At 62.1% G+C, this 15,758-nt stretch carries 14 protein-coding genes; 9 read left to right on the top strand and 5 right to left on the bottom strand.

What is annotated here, in order from left to right:
- Positions 1 to 133 precede the first annotated feature (133 nt).
- Positions 134 to 1,159, top strand: coding sequence for a LacI family DNA-binding transcriptional regulator (locus AB4N84_RS23700; RefSeq protein ID WP_460043464.1), 1,026 nt, complete (start codon positions 134 to 136; stop codon positions 1,157 to 1,159).
- A gap of 58 nt (positions 1,160 to 1,217) precedes the next feature.
- On the top strand, positions 1,218 to 2,216 hold the full coding sequence (gene iolG / locus AB4N84_RS23695) for an inositol 2-dehydrogenase (RefSeq protein ID WP_460043462.1): 999 nt from the start codon (positions 1,218 to 1,220) through the stop codon (positions 2,214 to 2,216).
- A 165-nt stretch (positions 2,217 to 2,381) separates the two neighbouring features.
- Here the strand turns inward: iolG and AB4N84_RS23690 are convergent, their stop codons facing one another.
- From AB4N84_RS23690 to lexA, 4 genes are read right to left on the bottom strand one after another with little or no spacing between them, the layout of a single operon-like run.
- Positions 2,382 to 5,483: an error-prone DNA polymerase gene (locus AB4N84_RS23690; RefSeq protein WP_460043461.1), complete on the bottom strand. Its 3,102-nt coding sequence runs from the start codon at positions 5,481 to 5,483 to the stop codon at positions 2,382 to 2,384.
- The gene (locus AB4N84_RS23685; RefSeq protein ID WP_460043460.1) at positions 5,480 to 6,910 is read right to left on the bottom strand and encodes a Y-family DNA polymerase; all 1,431 of its coding nucleotides are present in this window, start codon (positions 6,908 to 6,910) and stop codon (positions 5,480 to 5,482) included. The genes AB4N84_RS23690 and AB4N84_RS23685 overlap by 4 nt, the downstream gene beginning before the upstream one ends.
- Positions 6,911 to 6,917: 7 nt before the next feature.
- Positions 6,918 to 7,535 carry a translesion DNA synthesis-associated protein ImuA gene (imuA, locus tag AB4N84_RS23680; RefSeq protein WP_460047112.1) on the bottom strand — a complete coding sequence of 206 codons (618 nt, stop codon included), beginning with the start codon at positions 7,533 to 7,535 and terminating at the stop codon, positions 6,918 to 6,920.
- Positions 7,535 to 8,152 (bottom strand): transcriptional repressor LexA, encoded by a 618-nt coding sequence (gene lexA, locus AB4N84_RS23675; RefSeq protein WP_074750034.1) that lies wholly within the window; start codon positions 8,150 to 8,152, stop codon positions 7,535 to 7,537. Before lexA ends, imuA begins: the two co-directional genes overlap by 1 nt.
- Before the next feature lie 781 nt (positions 8,153 to 8,933).
- On the opposite strand from lexA, the gene AB4N84_RS23670 reads away from it, so the two are divergent.
- From AB4N84_RS23670 to AB4N84_RS23645, 6 genes are all read left to right on the top strand, one after another.
- On the top strand, positions 8,934 to 9,524 hold the full coding sequence (locus AB4N84_RS23670; RefSeq protein WP_400607078.1) for an amino acid synthesis family protein: 591 nt from the start codon (positions 8,934 to 8,936) through the stop codon (positions 9,522 to 9,524).
- Between the two features lie 42 nt (positions 9,525 to 9,566).
- Positions 9,567 to 10,400, top strand: coding sequence for an alpha/beta fold hydrolase (locus AB4N84_RS23665; protein WP_460043459.1), 834 nt, complete (start codon positions 9,567 to 9,569; stop codon positions 10,398 to 10,400).
- Positions 10,397 to 11,878, top strand: a complete 1,482-nt coding sequence (locus tag AB4N84_RS23660) for an aldehyde dehydrogenase (protein WP_460043458.1) — start codon at positions 10,397 to 10,399, stop codon at positions 11,876 to 11,878. The genes AB4N84_RS23665 and AB4N84_RS23660 overlap by 4 nt, the downstream gene beginning before the upstream one ends.
- 12 nt (positions 11,879 to 11,890) lie before the next feature.
- On the top strand, positions 11,891 to 12,376 hold the full coding sequence (locus AB4N84_RS23655; protein WP_460043457.1) for a flavin reductase family protein: 486 nt from the start codon (positions 11,891 to 11,893) through the stop codon (positions 12,374 to 12,376).
- 195 nt (positions 12,377 to 12,571) lie between these two features.
- On the top strand, positions 12,572 to 13,324 hold the full coding sequence (locus AB4N84_RS23650) for a GntR family transcriptional regulator (protein ID WP_460043456.1): 753 nt from the start codon (positions 12,572 to 12,574) through the stop codon (positions 13,322 to 13,324).
- A 1-nt stretch (position 13,325) separates the two neighbouring features.
- On the top strand, positions 13,326 to 13,889 hold the full coding sequence (locus AB4N84_RS23645) for an NUDIX hydrolase (protein ID WP_460043455.1): 564 nt from the start codon (positions 13,326 to 13,328) through the stop codon (positions 13,887 to 13,889).
- 130 nt (positions 13,890 to 14,019) lie between these two features.
- Here AB4N84_RS23645 and AB4N84_RS23640 read toward each other — a convergent pair whose 3' ends face one another.
- Entirely contained in the window at positions 14,020 to 14,313 is a 294-nt protein-coding gene (locus AB4N84_RS23640; protein ID WP_460043454.1) for a DUF1330 domain-containing protein, read from the bottom strand.
- Positions 14,314 to 14,423: 110 nt separating this feature from the next.
- Between AB4N84_RS23640 and ribBA the strand changes: the two genes are divergently transcribed.
- On the top strand, positions 14,424 to 15,533 hold the full coding sequence (gene ribBA / locus AB4N84_RS23635) for a bifunctional 3,4-dihydroxy-2-butanone-4-phosphate synthase/GTP cyclohydrolase II (RefSeq protein WP_460043452.1): 1,110 nt from the start codon (positions 14,424 to 14,426) through the stop codon (positions 15,531 to 15,533).
- Positions 15,534 to 15,758: the final 225 nt, after the last annotated feature.

The raw sequence follows: 15,758 nt of genomic DNA, 5'->3' as shown, positions 1-15,758 counted from the left end.
CTGCGGGTGATCGTCGTCGCAATAGAATTTAAATTCCATCTGTACAACGATTGGAACTGAGACTAGCATTGCGAAAACCTCACAGACGCCCGAATCAACCTCAACAAGACCTCAAAAAGGCTCAGGGACTCTCATGCTCGACCGCGCCCGACGTTTCTCCATCAAGCAGATCGCCGCCCAGGCCGGCGTCAGCAAGGCTACAGTCGATCGCGTGCTGCACGAACGCGGCAGCGTCCATTACCAGACCAACCGTCGCATTCAGCAGGCCCTCGAAGAACTGGAAGCCCAAGAAAAAACCGGGCCTGCGGTCGGCCGCACCTTCCATATCGACATCATCCTGCACACGCCCAAACGCTTCAGCGACGCGGTGCAGGAGGCGATTCACGCGCAGTTGGGCAGCCTGGCGCCGTTTCGCATTTTTCCCCGTTTCCACCCGTATCAGGAGATCGACACCCAGGAGATGCACGACCTGATCCTGCGGTGTGCCGGTAAAGGCAGTCAGGGCCTGATCCTCAAGGCGGCGGACGAGCCGCAGATCAATGAGGCCGTGAATCAGGTCACCGCCGCCGGCATCCCGGTCGTGACACTGGTCTCCGATCTGCCCCAAAGCGATCGCATCGGTTACATCGGCATGGACAACCGCACGGCCGGGCAAACGGCGGCGTACCTGATGGCGAGCTGGCTGGGCCAGGCCGCGCAAGACGTCGCCGTGGTCATCAGCAGCGAGTTGTTCCGGGGTGAAGAAGAACGCGAAATGGGGTTTCGCACCTGGTTACGCAGCCGCGCGCCGCACCTGCGCGTGGTCGACATCACCGGCGGATTTGGCGTGTACGAGCCCACACTCGAACGCGTGACCGAAGCGCTGAAGGCCAATCCGTCGATCAAGGCCATCTACAGCGTCGGCGGCGGCAACCGCGCCATCGTCGACGCATTCGCCACGCTTGACCGCTCGCTGGCCGTGTTCATCGGCCATGACCTGGACCAGGAAAACCGCCAGCTGCTGGCGGAAGAAAAGATCGCCGCCATCATCGACCACAACCTGCAGGTCGACGCCCGGCATGCCTTCCTGCACATCCTGCAGTTTCACCGTCTGTGGAAGGTCGATCCGATCCCCGCCTCCCAAGTGCAGATCGTGACGCCGTTCAATCTGGTGCACTGACCCCCGTTCCGAGCCCCAACCGATCTACCCGACAACAACAATCCAAGGAGATCCACCCATGCTACGCATCGCAGTCCTCGGCGCAGGCCGCATCGCCAACATTCACGCGGCCAACGTCGCGGCCAATCCGGATGTGCAACTGTCGGTGATCGCCGACCCCTGGCGCGAAGGCGTCGACACACTGGCGGCCAGACTGGGTTGCGCGGCGGCTTACGACTGCGCCGAGGCCATTGCCCGTGACGACGTCGATGCAATCGTCATCGGCACGCCCACCGACACCCACATCGATCTGATGCTGCGCGCCGTTCAACTGGGCAAACCGGTGCTCTGCGAAAAACCCATCGATCTGGATTTCGCCAAGGCAGCCAAGGCGGTGGAAGACATCGAGCGCCTGAACGGCAAGGTGATGCTGGGCTTCAACCGCCGCTTCGACCCGGACACCCTGCACATGCGCAAAGCGATTGCCAACGGCGACATCGGCGACGTGCGCCAGGTGGTGATCACCAGCCGCGACCCCGGGCTGGCACCGGTGGAATACCTCAAGCATTCTGGCGGGATCTTCCGCGACATGACCATCCACGACTTCGACACCGCGCGCACGTTGCTCGGCGAGGAACCGGTGGAAGTGCTGGCCATCGCCAGCCGTCTGGTCGACCCGGCGCTGGCGCAGATCGACGACTACGACAGCGTCATGGTTCTGCTGCGTACGGCGTCCGGCAAGCAATGCCACATCAACTGCTGCCGCGAAGCGGTGTACGGCTACGATCAGCGTCTGGAAGTCTTCGGTTCCAAAGGCATGATCCTCAACGACAACCACCGCCCAAGCACCGTGCGCACCTACAGCGCGACCCAGACCGAAGCCCGTGAGCCGCTGGAGAACTTCTTCCTTGAGCGCTACGCCGATTCCTATCGCAACGAGCTCAACCAGTTCATCGACGCGGTGAACGCCGGCGAGCCGTTACCGACCAACGCCCGCGATGGCCTGAAAGCGCTGCACCTGGCCAACTGCGCACTGGAATCGATCAAGACCGGGCGTGCGGTGAAGGTAGAGGTTTAAGCCGTCCCATCTTCCAGCCAACTGCAGCCCGCTGTGTGCGAGCCGGCTCGCGAATGCCGATCTACGACCGATGAAGATATATCGGATGTACTGACGTCTTCGTGAGCAAGCTCACTCCCACCGTTATTTGTGAGTCCATACGGTGAGTGTCGGTTGCCCCACTCATCACTTGAAATCCCGACTGCGCACATCCAGCCCCGTCAGTAACGGCGTCAGGTCGAACAGCCGCTGCGCAATGACGTGGCGCACGCCTTTCTGGTATTCGAACTTGCCGAACACCTGCATCAACTGCGACCCCACCAGCACCTTGCGCTGACGTTCGGCCAGGTCGCGCCAGACCACCACGTTGATCATGCCGTGCTCGTCTTCCAGGGTGACGAACGTCACGCCGCTGGCCGTGCCGGGCCTTTGTCGACCGACCACCAGCCCGGCGACGCTGAAATTGCGCCCGTGCTCTTCGGTGAGCAAATCCTTCGAACTGCGAAAGCGTTTGGCCGCCAGTTTAGTGCGCAGCAAAGACAACGGGTGCGGACCCAGTGTCGTGCCGAGGGTGTCGTAATCGGCCACCAGATCCTGAGCCACGCTGGGCAGCGGCAAGGCCACCTGTGCCTCTTCACCAAAACAGTCATCGCCGAACAAGGGCCGCTGCACTTCGACCCCCGCGATCTCCCAGCGCGCGCGATGGCGATGCCCGGCCAACCCGCGCAAAGCCCCCGAATCGGCCAGCGATGCGCGGCCTCGGTTGTCCAGATCGGCACGTATGCACAGGTCGGTGACGTCCTTGAACGCGCGCTGTTGCCGCGATTGCTCGATGCGCCTGGCGTCTTCTTCGCGAAAACCACGAATCATGCGCATGCCCATGCGGATCGCCAGGTTGCGCGTGTACTCGGGGCTGTCGACCGGCTCCAGCGAACAGTCCCAGTCGCTGTAGCGCACGTCCACCGGACGGATTTCGATGTGATGCCGACGCGCGTCCTGCAGCAACTGGTCAGGGCTGTAGAACCCCATGGGCCAGCTGTTGATCAGTGCGCAGGTGAACGCGGCCGGTTCGTGGCATTTGAGCCAGCAGCTGGCGTAGGTCAGCAAGGCGAAGCTGGCGGCATGGGACTCGGGAAAGCCGTAACTGCCAAAGCCCTTGATCTGCTCGAAGATGCGGTGGATGAACTCGTCCGGATAGCCCTTCTCTTTCATGCGCTCGCTGAGGCGAATACGGTGCGGCTCGAGCCCGCCGTGACGTTTCCAGGCGGCCATGGAGCGGCGCAACTGGTCGGCTTCTCCCGGGGAATAGTCGGCGGCGACGATGGCCAGTTGCATGACCTGCTCCTGAAACAGCGGCACGCCCAGTGTGCGCTTGAAGACGTCCTCGAGCGCCTCGGAGGGATAGGTCACCTCCTCCTCGCCATTTCGACGCCTTAAATAGGGATGCACCATGTCGCCCTGAATCGGCCCCGGTCGGACAATGGCGACCTCGATCACCAGGTCGTAAAACTCCTTGGGTTTGAGGCGTGGAAGCATCGACATCTGCGCCCGCGATTCAATCTGGAACACGCCGATGGTGTCTGCGCGGCTGATCATCTCGTAGGTCGGCTCATCCCCGTCCGGCAGCGTGGCGATGGTCCAGCGTTTGTGCCGATGCAACTCGACCAGATCGAACGTGCGGCGCAGAGCGCTCAGCATGCCGAGGGCCAGAATGTCGACTTTGAGCAGGCCCACCAGGTCCAGATCGTCCTTGTCCCACTGAATGATCGTGCGGTCAGCCATCGCGGCGTTTTCCACGGGCACCAGCGTCTCCAGTGGATGCTCGGAGATCACAAAGCCGCCGGGATGCTGGGACAGGTGCCGGGGAAAACCGATCAGTTCGCCGGTCAACGTCAATACACGGCGCAACACCGGGCTGTCGGGCTCGAAACCGCATTCACGCAGACGTTCAGGCGACGGCAGCGTGTCGCTCCAGCGGCTGAAACAGTCCGCCAGTGCGTTGATCTGATCGGGCGGCAAGCCGAGCACCCGCGCCACATCCCGAACCGCGCCCGCGCCGTGATAGGTGCTTGCCACGGCCGTTAACGCCGCCCTGCCCCGGCCATAACGACGAAAGATGTATTGCAGGACTTCCTCGCGGCGCTCGTGCTCGAAGTCGACGTCGATGTCCGGCGGCTCATTACGTTCTTCCGAAATGAAGCGTTCGAACAGCAGATTGATGTTTGCCGGGTCCAGCTCGGTGATGCCCAGGACGAAACACACGGTCGAGTTGGCGGCTGAGCCACGGCCCTGACACAGAATGCTCTGATCGCGGGCGAATTTGACGATGTCATGCACGGTGAGGAAGTAACTTTCGTACTTCATTGTCGAGATGATCTTCAGTTCCTTCTCGATATTTTTCCGCGCCACCTCGGGCACGCCCTTGGGCCAGCGCCAGCGTGCACCCGCTTCGGTGAGCTGGCGCAGCCAACTGGCCGGCGTGTGTTGGGCAGGCACCAGCTCGTGGGGGTATTCGTAGCGCAACTGCTTCAGGTCAAAGCGGCAGCGCCGGGCGATGTTCAGGGTTTCAGCCAGCAGGTCAGCGGGGTACAACTCGGCCAGTACGTTACGCGTACGCAAATGCCGCTCGCCGTTGGGGTACAGGCGATGGCCGGCTTCAGCCACGGTGGTGTGGTGACGAATCGCGGTCATGGTGTCTTGCAAGGCGCGGCGGCCACGAGCATGCATGTGCACATCACCGCTGGCCACTGCGGGGATGTCGAGCGAACGCGCCAGCGCCAGCAGCCTCGACAGACGCAGGCTGTCATCGGGCCCGCAATGCAGTTGCACGCTCAGCCACAGGTCTTGCTTGAAGGTCTGACGCAACCAGTCACCTTGCTCGTGCAGCGCCTCGGCACGCTGATCCAGATCCGGCACCCATAACGCCAGCAACCCTGCCACCGGTCGCCGGAAATCTTCGCGCAACAGTCGGTACTCGCCCTTCTTGCTGCGCCGTCGACCTTCGGTGATCAAACCGCACAAGGCCTGATAACCCGCGAGGTCTTCCACCAAGAGCACCACCTTCGGGCCGTTCTCGAGGGTAACCTCGCTGCCGATGATCAAAGGCAACTCACATTCACTGGCTGCTTGCCAGGCCCGCACGATACCCGCCAGCGTGCATTCATCGGTGATGGCCAAGGCTTGATAGCCGTGACGTTTCGCCCGCTCGAACAGCTCCTTGGCGCTGGACGCGCCGCGCTGAAAACTGAAGTTGGACAGGCAGTGCAGCTCGGCGTAGTCCCCCCTCATGCGAACCAGCCCTGCAACAACAGGCCGCTGTCATCCCCGACCTTGCGATAGGCCCAGCCGCGCTGCCCGGTGCGGGTCTCGACCAGGAAGTAATCGCGACGCACATCACCGCCGTCCCACCACCCCGATTCGATGCGCTCAGGCCCGGCCAGCACGCGGACGCTGGAATCGCTGAGATGTTCGGGTTCGCGCAGCAGCCATCCCGGACGTGAAACCTTGTGCGCCGCCATCACGGGCTTGCTGACAGATGTCGGCAACCACGCACACTCCGGACGGTGGTCGGCATGAAAACCCAGGCCGCTGACGGCCTCATCGCCCAGTCGAGCACGCAGGCGTTCGCGTAACTGCTCCCACGGCATGTTCTGTTGCGGGCGGTCATCGAACAGCTCGCGATGAGACGGCACGAAGGCCGGCAGGTCCTTTGCCTGCAACCTCAAGGCGCGCACGGGCGACGGCACCACCACCTGTTCCAGACGCCCGCGGGCCAGTTCGAACAGCCTGTCGGCTTCACGCTCGGCACTCAGCAAGCCCACCGGAATCAGGGTATCGGGCGCCACGCTGCCGACACTGGGCACATGCTCCAGATGGATGATGAACCGCTGCACACCGCTGTCGCGTCCGCCGAGAAACAACGCCAGATCGGCAATCATGCGCTTGAGCGGGAACAGCAGGGCCTGATGGGATTCCACGTCGAAATTGAGTTCGATGCGGGTGTCGAAATGATCGGGCGGCACGTAGCACTCAAGGGGCATCGGCCTGCGCCCAAGCAAGGTGTCCAGGTGCTGCAGCACTTGGGGCGCAAAACGTCTGGCCAGGGTATCGCGAGGCAACGCCGACACCTGGCGCAGGCGATGCAGGCCCATGCGGCCGAAGGCTGTCGACACGTCCTGAGACAAGCCGATACGATTGACCGGCATCTGTTCCAGCACCTGTTGCAGGCTGTCGTTGCAGGTCACCGCCAGACCATCGTGGGCATTGGCGAGCATGCGCGCCGCCATCGGATTAGGCGCCACGACGATGCGATGACTGAACCCCAACGCCGTCAGTTCCTGACGCAAGCGCGCTTCGAACACCGGCCAGGGTCCGAACAGCCCCAGGCTGGACTCGACTTCCATCAGCAGGACGCGGGGGTATTTCAGGCTGACCTGCGAGCTGAACCGATAGGCCCAGGCGGCCAATAAACGGTGCCAGCGGCCTGTTTCGTCCGGGTCGTATTCGACCGTCGCAAACTCGCGAGTCATGGCATGTGCGGCGGTCAGTGACTGACCGGGGCGCAATCCGAGTTCGCGCGCAGCGGCATTGACGGTTTGCAACACCCGACGCTGGGCCGAGCCGCTGATCAACGCCAGCGGTTCTTCAGGGTTGGCGCGACGACGCATGACGCCGTCCAGCGCCAGTTGCGGCAGCAGGACACAGGCCCAGAGCATGGAAACCTCAGGCGTCGGTGGTAAACGGAATCGGTGAAGACGGCGCCAGACCGCCACGGCATTTGAGCACCCGTAGCTGACGCGGTCGTACATCGATGGCGATGCGCAAGGCAGCGGGCGACGGGTTGACCGCAGCGTTTTGCCCACGGCAGGCAAAGGCCAGGGTTTCCCCGGTTTCCGCCGCCACTTGCAGACGGCGCAAGGCACGGTCGTCGACCTTGTTCGGCCAGCACAGCACCGCGCCACAACTGCCCGAACGCAGGCACTGCTCCACGGCCCACAAGGCGTCGCGTTCACTGGCTTCGATCACCGACAACTGCCGCAGATCGACACCGGCCGCCTGCCAGGCCTGGGGATACGGCACATGAGGCGGCGCCACCAGCACGATGCGCTCGCCACTGTCGGCCAGCCGCGCAAGGGTCGGCCACAGCAGGCGCAACTCGCCGCTGCCATTGGCGGGAATCAGGATTTCGGTCAGCGCCGCAGGCGGCCATCCGCCCATGGGCAACGCCGCGTCGAGCAAGGCATGGCCGGTGGGTTGCGCGGCCACCGGCTGAACCTCGGGGCGCCCTTTCCAGACCCGACGCTCGTCCAGCAGCGCGTTTAGGCTGACCACCGCGCCCATCATTCTCGGCGCACCAGGCCGCAGAACACGCCTTCGATGGCGAAGTCCTGATCTGGACGCACGACGATGGGCGCATAAGCGGGGTTACGCGGCATCAGGCGGAAGGTGTCATGGCCGCGCTCAAGGCGCTTGATGGTCACCTCGCCGTCGAGCCGGGCCACGACGATCTGTCCATCCCGGGCCTCGGCACTTTGCAGGATGCCGACCAGATCGCCGTCGAAAATGCCGTCCTCGATCATCGAGTCGCCTTTGACCCGCAGCAGGTAATCGGGGATGCGCAGGAAGGTGCGGCTGTCGAGGGTGAAGGTGTCGTGGATGTCGATATCGGGACCGATCGGCGCCCCGGCGGCGACGCGACCCAGCACCGGAATTTCCAGCATGTGTGCGCGCGGCCTGTTCTCCACCAGACGAATGCCCCGCGCCTGATTGGCCGTGACCTCAATAAAACCGGCTTCGGTCAGCGCCACGATGTGCTTGCGCGCCACGCTGCGCGACGCAAAACCGAAGGCCTCGGAGATTTCCGCCAGGCTCGGTGGCTGGCCATTCTGGGCGATGCGATCCCGAATGAAGGTCAGGATGGCAGAGCGTTTGGGAGATAAAGTCGTCATGGAGCACATTTGTACTCTTTTCGGATAAATCTGGCTAGGGCCGTTTATCAACTGAGCAGCGACACTTGTGGGAGATTCTATGGTTCTCAAACCAGTGGCGTCTGTCCGCATGCGCCACATTTCGGATGACGCAGAGCGTCATTGAATGGGTTACCACGCGGAGCGTGGGAACCATCAGCATGCTCGCGATGGGAGTGAGCCAGTTGCATCAAAGGTGAATGACACACCGCATTCGTCAGCAAGCTAACTCCCACAGGGTTTATGTGTATTCAACGATTGAAGTGTTGAGCTAAACAGCGCAAAGCGCGCTGTGGCTTTTGATCTTCATGCCGCAGCAGGCCAGACACCACAAAACGCGACTTGGGTGCAGGCTGAACGCAGGCGATGCGGAGTGGGTCGAGCGGCATGGATGCCGCGAGAGCGCCGTCAGGGCATGGATGCCCGTTTGGCGCGTGCCCACGGAGCGTCGCCTTCGTTACGGAACCTCGACGAAGTCGAGACCAAACCAGGAGCCGGACCCTTGGCTGCCTCTTGAAACAAAGAGGGGGGCTTTTCAAGTAACCCGCCGAAGGCGGAACAGTTTGGACGTTAGGACAAACCAAACCATCAGCGTCACCCCAAATAGTGAAAATACACGCCATATAAGCCGGCGCCTACAAGTGATGCGTCGACTGGAAAGGGATTTTCGACACATCCCCACACAAACCACTTGCACGATCAATCTTATGGTATACCATCAGACCAAATACAAACCCCATGAACAATCTAACCAAGAACCCGGGAGCCCTTCATGAGTTTCGAAATTCGCAAAATCGTCAGCTACCTCGAAGAAACCCTGATCGAAGGCGGCAAGGCCACCGACACACCCGTGACCATGGTCGGTCTGGCGGTGGTGATGAAAAACCCGTGGCTGGGTCGCGGTTTCGTTGAAGACCTGAAACCGGAAATCCGCGCCAACTGCTCCGACCTCGGCGCCATGATGGTCGAGCGCCTGACCGGTCTGATCGGCGGCGCCGACAAGATCCAGGCCTACGGCAAGGCCGCAGTGGTCGGTGCTGAAGGCGAAATTGAACACGCCTCGGCCGTGATTCACACCCTGCGCTTCGGCAATCACTACCGCGAAGCCGTGAAGGCCAAGAGCTACCTGAGCTTCACTAACAAGCGCGGCGGTCCAGGCACCTCCATTCAGATTCCGATGATGCACAAGGACGACGAAGGCCTGCGTTCGCACTACATCACCCTCGAAATGCAGATCGAAGACTCGCCGCGCGCCGACGAAATCATCGTCGTGCTTGGCGCTGCGAACGGCGGCCGCCTGCACCCGCGCATCGGCAACCGCTACATCGATCTGGAAGAACTGGCTGCCGAAAAAGCTCAGTGATCTCGGCTGCCCATACTAATAAGGCCTGTGCAGGAGCAATCCATGATTCGGCTCACCGCTGAACGCACCCCGGCCGGCACCAGTTATCTGGCGACCGGCCAAGGCCACCCTGTGGTGTTGATTCACGGGGTTGGCTTGAACAAGGAGATGTGGGGAGGACAGATCGTCGGTCTGTCCCCGCACTATCGAGTCATTGCCTACGACATGCTCGGCCATGGCGCCAGTCCGCGTCCGGATCCGGACACGGGGTTGCCGGGATACGCCGACCAGTTGCGTGAGCTGCTGGAACACCTGGGTCTGCCCAGTGCCACGGTCATCGGCTTCTCCATGGGCGGGCTGGTGGCACGGGCCTTTGCCCTGCACTTCCCACAGCACTTGTCGGGGATGGTCATCCTCAACAGCGTGTTCAATCGCACGGCCGAACAGCGCGCAAGCGTCATTGCCCGCACCGGTCAGGCCGCCGAACACGGCCCCGACGCGAATGCGGCCGAGGCGTTGTCGCGCTGGTTCAGCCGCGAGTATCAAGCGGCCAACCCGGCGCAGATCGCGGCGATCCGGCAGATCCTTGCCAGCAACGATCCGCAGGGTTACCTGACCACGTATCAATTGTTCGCCACCCAAGACATGTACCGCGCCGACGATCTGGGCGAGATTCGCGCACCGACGCTGATCGCCACCGGCGAGCTGGACCCCGGCTCCACGCCGGACATGGCGCGGCAACTGGCGTTGCGCATTCATGGCGCACAGGTGGCGATACTTGCCGAGCAGCGGCATATGATGCCCGTGGAATCGCCGCGTCTGGTCAATCAGATGCTGCTGGATTTCCTCAAACAGGCAGACGCGCAAAACAACTCGGCAAAGGGGATCGTTGCATGAGCCTTACCCGTTTCCAGATGTGCATCGACGGCCAATGGGTCGATGCGCTGTCCGGCAAGACTTTCGAAAGCCTCAATCCGGCGCTGGCCCAGCCTTGGGCCGAGTTGCCCGACGCTGACGAAGCCGACGTCGAGCGCGCCGTTCAGGCGGCTCAGGCCGCTTTCGAAAACCCGGCGTGGCGCAAACTCACCGCCACGGCTCGCGGCAAATTGCTGCGTCGTCTGGGCGATCTGATCGCCGAAAACAAAGAACACCTGGCGCAGCTGGAAAGCCGCGACAACGGCAAGCTGATCCGCGAGACCCGCGGCCAGGTCAGTTACCTGCCCGAGTTTTTCCACTACACCGCTGGCCTGGCCGACAAGCTCGAAGGCGGCACGCTGCCGCTGGACAAGCCCGACCTGTTTGCCTACACCGTGCACGAACCGATGGGTGTGGTGGCCGGGATCATTCCCTGGAACAGCCCGCTTTATCTGACCGCGATCAAGCTGGCCCCGGCATTGGCCGCCGGCAACACCATCGTGCTCAAACCCTCGGAACATGCTTCGGCGACCATCCTTGAACTGGCGCGTCTGGCCCTCGAAGCCGGTATTCCGCCGGGCGTGGTCAACGTCGTCACCGGCTACGGCCCAAGCACCGGTGCCGCCCTCACCCGCCACCCGCTGGTGCGCAAGATCGCTTTCACCGGCGGCGCAGCCATGGCCCGGCATGTGGTGCGCAGCAGCGCCGAGAACTTCGCCAAACTGTCGCTGGAACTGGGCGGCAAGTCGCCGAACATCATCTTCGCTGACGCCGATCTGGACAGCGCCATCAACGGTGCCATCGCCGGGATCTATGCAGCGTCGGGACAGAGCTGCGTGTCCGGCTCGCGCCTGTTGGTGCAGGACGAGATCTACGACGAGTTCGTCGAGCGTCTGGTGCAACGCGCTCAGCGCATCCGCATCGGCAATCCGCAGGACGAAACCAGCGAAATGGGCCCCATGGCCACTGCCCAGCAACTGGCCGTGGTCGAAGGTCTGGTGGCCGATGCGCTGGCCGAGGGCGCGCGTCTTCGTACCGGCGGCAAGCGTCCACAGCTGGACAGCGAAGGCTGGTACTACGAGCCGACGCTGTTCGAATGCGATCGCAACTCGATGAAGATCATGCAGGAAGAAGTGTTCGGTCCTGTGGCCTCGGTGATCCGTTTCAAGGACGAAGCTGAAGCGCTGGCCATTGCCAACGACTCGCAATTCGGCCTGGCAGCCGGCATCTGGACGCGTGACTTGGGCCGCGCCCACCGTCTGGCGCGCGATGTGCGCTCCGGGATCATCTGGGTTAATACCTATCGCGCCGTGTCAGCCATGGCGCCGATCGGCGGTTTCAAGAACAGCGGCTACGGTCGCGAGAGCGGTATCGATTCGGTACTGGCCTACACCGAACTGAAAACGGTGTGGATCAACCTCTCGCAAGCACCGATGCCCGACCCTTTCGTGATGCGTTAAGAGGCTTTCGACATGATCGAACCCGGGATTTACAAAGACGTCATGGCGTCCTTTCCCTCCGGTGTCACGGTGGTCACCACCCTGGATCCGGACGGCGGCATCGTCGGCATCACCGCCAGTGCGTTCAGCGCGCTGTCGATCGACCCTGCGCTGGTGCTGTTCTGCCCCAACTACGCGTCCGACACCTATCCGGTGCTGCGCGACAGCAAGCAGTTTGCGATTCATCTGCTGTCAGCCGAGCAGACCGCAGAAGCTTATGCCTTCGCCGGTAAAGGCAAAGACAAGGCCAAAGGCATCGAGTGGCACCTGAGCGAACTGGGCAACCCGCTGCTGGGCAAGGCCACGGCCATCATCGAGTGCGAACTGTGGCGCGAGTACGACGGCGGCGACCACGCCATCATCGTCGGCGCCGTGAAAAACCTCATCCTGCCTGAGGTGCCGGTCACGCCGATGGTCTATCACCGGGGCAAACTGGGGCCTTTGCCGGTTCTGGCGTGAAATTCGTTGATAAAGCGTTGAAATCAGGCCCATCCCGGCGATGGGCCTGCTGGTTGGCGGCACACGGCGTGATAAACTGCGCAACGTTTTGGCCCTAGGGTCACCCCAGTCAACTACATGGCTGCCTGAAATGACGGCGCGCTCGATCACCAAGCCGCTTTTTTCGCACGGACAGCCATCTTCAGAGCGGACCCCATGAAACGCCTGCCACTCGACGACAGCTTCAAGGTCAATCGAAACCCCGTCACCCTGCGGGAAATCGTGCTGGATAAACTGCGCAGCGCGATCATGAATTTCCAACTGCTGCCGGGCGACCGTCTGGTTGAACGGGATCTCTGCGATCGCCTCGGCGTCAGCCGCACGTCCGTACGCGAAGCCCTGCGCCACCTGGAGTCCGAAGGCCTGGTGGAATTTGCCGATGCAAAGGGCCCGCGCGTCGCCATCATCACCCTCGAAGACGCCTGCGATATCTATGAGCTGCGCTGCGTGCTCGAAGGCCTGATCGTTCAGCTGTTCACCCTGCGCGCCAAAGCCAAGGACATCCGCGCCCTGGAAAAAGCCCTCAACGAAAACACCAAGGCGCTGGAAGAAGGCGAACTGCAGCAGGTGCTTGATTCGGTGCAGGGTTTTTACGACGTGCTGCTCGAAGGGTCGGGCAACCATGTTGCCGCCACACAGTTGCGCCAACTGCAGGCACGCATCAGCTACCTGCGTGCGACATCGGTTTCTCAGGAAAACCGTCGCGGCGCGAGCAATCAGGAAATGGAAAAAATCGTCGCGGCGATCAAAAGCGGCGACCCGCTGGCCGCGCATCAGGCCTCGGTCGATCACGTGCGCAGCGCGGCCAAAGTGGCGCTCGACTACCTCAAATCCAAACAGGACGATGGCACCAAGGTGCGCGACATCGTCGAACCCGTGGTTCTGAAGGAACCGCGCATAGGACGCTGACATGCTCGCTCCGCGCTTTTGTCCGCAATGTGGCAGCACTGACCTCGCTCAGCGCACGCCTGACGGCGACACCCATGAGCGGCTGATGTGCGGAGCCTGTCAGTACATCCATTACGTCAACCCGAAGATCATCGCCGGCTGCATCATCGAGCGTGAAGGCAAGTACCTGCTCTGTCAGCGCGCTATCCCGCCGCGTCCCGGCACCTGGACCTTGCCGGCGGGTTTCATGGAAGCGGGCGAAACCACCGAGCAGGCAGCCCTGCGCGAGGTCTGGGAAGAAAGCGGCGTGCGCGCCGAGATTGTCTCGCCCTACTCGATTTTCAGCGTGCCGCAGATCAGCGAGGTGTACATCGTCTTCCGCGCCATCGCCCTGGAAGTCACGGACCAGTTCGGCCCGGAGACCCTGGCCTGCACGTTCTTCGCCCCGGAAGACATTCCGTGGGACAGCATCTACTACCCCGCCATCCGTCAAATCCTGGAGCGCTACATCACCGAGCGCCAGGCCGGGGTGTACGGGATTTATGTGGGCAATGACGATAGCGGGAAGATTCATTTCATTCGGTGATGCCCCTTCCGCGACATAGTGCAGGAGCGCGCTTGCCCGCGATGGCGGTATGTCTGCAACAGATGCGCTGTCTGACACGACGCAATCGCGGGCAAGCGCGCTCCTACAGAGCCTGATGCTGGACGCCTGTCTACCCCGCAAACGCCTCGACAATCACGATCTCCGCATGGGCCACGCCCTGCCTGTGACTCATCGCTTCCTGGTACTCGGCCGAGTGATAGCAGGCCAGCGCCTGCTCGTAGGATTCGAACTCGATGATCACGGTGCGCTGCGGGGTCTTGCGGCCTTCGAGCGCTTCGGCGCGCCCACCACGTGCCAGAAACTCCCCGCCGTATTTGGCGAACGCCGCCGGGCCGCGCTGGGTGTATTCGGCGTATTGCGTTGGGTCAGTGATGTCCACGTGGGCAATCCAGTAAGCCTTCATCGCACTCTCGCTATTTATCAATGATGTGGTTTCAAATCAGCCAAATCTGTGAAATATTCTGTCTTATGGTATACCACGATTTTCTCCTCCATAAAACAGAGATCCCGAGTATGGCGTTCGACCGCATCGAAGACATCATCGAAGACTACCGCCAAGGCAAGATGGTCCTGCTGGTCGATGACGAAGACCGGGAAAACGAAGGCGATCTGCTGCTCGCGGCCGATCGCTGCACACCGCAGGCCATCAGTTTCATGGCCAATGAAGCACGCGGGCTGATTTGCCTGACGCTGACCGACGAGCACTGCCAGCGCCTGGGACTGGAACAGATGGTGCCGAGCAACGGCAGCGTGTTCTCCACCGCATTCACCGTGTCCATCGAAGCGGCCACCGGCGTGACCACCGGCATTTCCGCCGCCGACCGCGCACGTACTGTGCAGGCAGCCGTCGCCGCTGACGCCACACCGGAAGACCTCGTTCAACCCGGCCACATCTTCCCGTTGCGCGCCCGCGAGGGCGGTGTGTTGAACCGCGCCGGTCATACCGAGGCCGGTTGCGACCTGGCCCGCCTGGCCGGATTCACCCCGGCGTCGGTGATCGTCGAAGTGATGAACGACGACGGCACCATGGCCCGCCGGCCCGATCTGGAGCGCTTCGCCGCCAAACACGGGATTCGCATCGGCACCATCGCCGACCTGATTCACTATCGCCTGAGCACCGAGCACACCATCGTGCGCATCGGCGAGCGCGAACTGCCGACGGTGCATGGCACCTTCCGTCTGATCAGTTACGAAGACCGCATCGAAGGCGGCGTGCACATGGCAATGGTCATGGGCGACGTGCGCCGTGAGGAACCGACGCTGGTGCGCGTGCACGTGGTCGACCCGCTGCGTGATCTGGTCGGCGCCGAATACAACGGGCCGGCCAACTGGACGCTCTGGGCCGCCCTGCAAAAGGTCGCCGAAGAAGGCCGTGGCGTCGTTGTGGTGCTGGCCAATCACGAGTCGTCCCAGGCGCTGCTTGAACGCATTCCGCAACTGACCCAGGCGCCACGCCAGTACACCCGTTCGCAATCACGCATTTACTCGGAAGTGGGCACCGGGGCGCAAATCCTGCAAGACATTGGCGTTGGGAAACTGCGTCATCTGGGCCCGCCACTCAAGTACGCAGGGCTCACTGGATATGACCTGGAAGTGGTTGAAAGCATTCCCTTTCCTGGCTGACAAACGGCTTGAATCGAGCCCAGCCATTTCACCGGTCAATCAGCTATTGGCCCTGTAAATACGGGGCTTGTTCTTACAAAAAAATCAAAAATACAGGGTTTTAAGAACGGCAAAGTGCTTGCAGAAAGTTTGGAATACCATAATATGACATTCCGTAGGCCGAAGCATTTTCAGTCAGAGGCGCCCGCAAGGGACAGCACAAACAACAGCCCCTGACCGGCCCGA

This window comes from Pseudomonas sp. S2_H01 (assembly GCF_054668305.1).
The sequence above is the reverse complement of the archived record's forward strand: the minus strand, read 5'-3'. Positions and strand labels throughout refer to the sequence as shown.